At 39.2% G+C, this 2,500-nt stretch carries 3 rRNA genes (2 of these 3 running past the window's edge); all 3 read right to left on the bottom strand.

Features of this window, described 5'->3' with window-relative positions:
* Window positions 1-1,261 (bottom strand): 16S ribosomal RNA (locus ACN5J5_RS10425); it reaches 261 nt to the left of the window's first position.
* 1,000 nt (window positions 1,262-2,261) lie between these two features.
* Window positions 2,262-2,370 (bottom strand): 5S ribosomal RNA (gene rrf / locus ACN5J5_RS10420).
* A gap of 102 nt (window positions 2,371-2,472) precedes the next feature.
* Window positions 2,473-2,500 (bottom strand): 23S ribosomal RNA (locus ACN5J5_RS10415) (it continues 2,853 nt past the right edge of the window).

The raw sequence follows: 2,500 nt of genomic DNA, 5'->3' as shown, positions 1-2,500 counted from the left end.
CCTATTCGCATAGTGGCTGCTCATTGTCCATACCATTGTAGCACGTGTGTAGCCCAGGACGTAAGGGCCGTGATGATTTGACGTCATCCCCACCTTCCTCACGGTTTGCACCGGCAGTCTCTCTAGAGTCCTCAGCTTAACCTGTTAGCAACTAAAAATAGGGGTTGCGCTCGTTATAGGACTTAACCTGACACCTCACGGCACGAGCTGACGACAACCATGCAGCACCTTGTAAAGTGTCCGAAGAAAAAACTATCTCTAGCCCTGTCACTCTACATTTAAGCCCTGGTAAGGTTCCTCGCGTATCATCGAATTAAACCACATGCTCCACCGCTTGTGCGGGCCCCGTCAATTCCTTTGAGTTTCAGTCTTGCGACCGTACTCCCCAGGTGGGATACTTATCACTTTCGCTTAGTCACTGAGTCGAAACCCAACAACTAGTATCCATCGTTTACGGCGTGGACTACCAGGGTATCTAATCCTGTTCGGCTCCCCACGCTTTCGTCCATGAGCGTCAGTATATACGTAGTAGACTGCCTTCGCAATCGGTATTCTAAGTAATATCTATGCATTTCACCGCTACACTACTTATTCTATCTACTTCCGTATAACTCAAGTCAACCAGTATCAAAGGCAGTTCCGTCGTTGAGCGACGGGATTTCACCTCTGACTTAATTGACCGCCTGCGGACCCTTTAAACCCAATGATTCCGGATAACGCTTGGACCCTCCGTATTACCGCGGCTGCTGGCACGGAGTTAGCCGGTCCTTATTCTTACAGTACCGTCAGTTATCTACACGTAGATAAGTTTCTTCCTGTATAAAAGCAGTTTACAACCCATAGGGCAGTCATCCTGCACGCGGCATGGCTGGTTCAGAGTTGCCTCCATTGACCAATATTCCTCACTGCTGCCTCCCGTAGGAGTCTGGTCCGTGTCTCAGTACCAGTGTGGGGGATAATCCTCTCAGACCCCCTACCTATCGTTGCCATGGTAAGCCGTTACCTTACCATCTAGCTAATAGGACGCATAGTCATCTTGTACCGATAAATCTTTAACTAATTTGTGATGCCACTAATTAGCATTATGGAGTATTAATCTTCATTTCTAAAGGCTATCCTCCTGTACAAGGCAGATTCTATACGCGTTACGCACCCGTTCGCCGGTCGTCATCTGCAGCAAGCTACAATGTTACCCCTCGACTTGCATGTGTTAAGCCTGCCGCTAGCGTTCATCCTGAGTCAGGATCAAACTCTTCATTGTATATTTTAAATAATATTAATGAATAAGTTTCAAAAGAATTTGTTCTAACGAATTAGAACGTGGTTATTCTACTCTTTGTTTACGCTGTCAATTTCAATATTTTCAATGAACTTGGCGAGTCGCCAATGACAAGTATTATCTCATCTCTTTAACTCAACCTTTTTTGTAGAAATGTTAGACTTGAACTAACTGATTTTTTTTACCTAAAACCATTCCAAAATTCCTCTGATCGTTTCGCTTTCTTAAAGCGGTTGCAAATCTACAAACTATTTTAAAACTGACAAATTGTTTTTGAAGTTTTTTTAATTTATTTTTTTTTGCAATATTTACATGAACTTTCGTCTTTAAAACGGACTGCAAAGATACTCTCTTTCTTTCAATTTAAACAAGTAAAAATTAACTTATTTTTAATCTTTTTTTGACCATATCTTAACCCTTATCTTAATGAACTTTGCTAAATTCTAAACACTCGTTTTTCCCTTAGCGGGTGCAAATATAGATTCCTTTTTTAACATAACAACTGCCTTTTCTATCTTTTTTTTGAAGTTTTTTTTGATGTATTGAATATGAAACGTTTAGATATTATGAATTAGTTGATTTACACTTTTTCTAGTTATCACCACCTCTTTTTAACAACTAAACCTGTTAATATTAATTTTTGATTAGCCTTTAGCGTGTTTCTTTTAACCATTTACTTTGATACTCACAGTTAGTTAGTTAGTTAGTTAGTTAGTTAGTTAGTTAGTTAGTAGTGAAAGTTCAGTAGTTTTCATCAAAATTAACCTCTAAGTTAAAATAAGACCTTTCAATTACCTCTTAAAACTCATTTAGTATTTCAAGTTTGTGATAAGTAACATCTATCTAAAACTTATTTACTTACTTTCTACCTCACCTTTTCCATTCACCTTTCACCTTTCACCTTTTACCTTTTACCTTTCCTTAATTTCAGTTAAGTTTAATGCAAAAAAAAACCTCAATCTATTCAGATTGAGGTTTAAAAGAAAGGCAACGACCTACTCTCCCACCATTGGCAGTACCATCGGCGCTAATGGGCTTAACTTCTCTGTTCGGGATGGAAAGAGGTGAGCCCCATTGCGATAATCACCTTAAATCGTTCAGTATATTTCAACTGTATAAGTTAACATACTAGTAAAATCATATCGTAAATTGTCAAAAGAGTTGCGCTTCCCCTTACTAGAAGGGAAAGACTTTACATAAGCCTATGGGTTATTAGTAATA

Origin of the sequence: Tenacibaculum insulae, assembly GCF_964512435.1 — a bacterium.
GTDB classification, from domain to species: domain Bacteria; phylum Bacteroidota; class Bacteroidia; order Flavobacteriales; family Flavobacteriaceae; genus Polaribacter; species Polaribacter insulae_A.
Note: the sequence above shows the minus strand (reverse complement) of the source record. Positions and strands in the feature narration are given on the sequence as shown.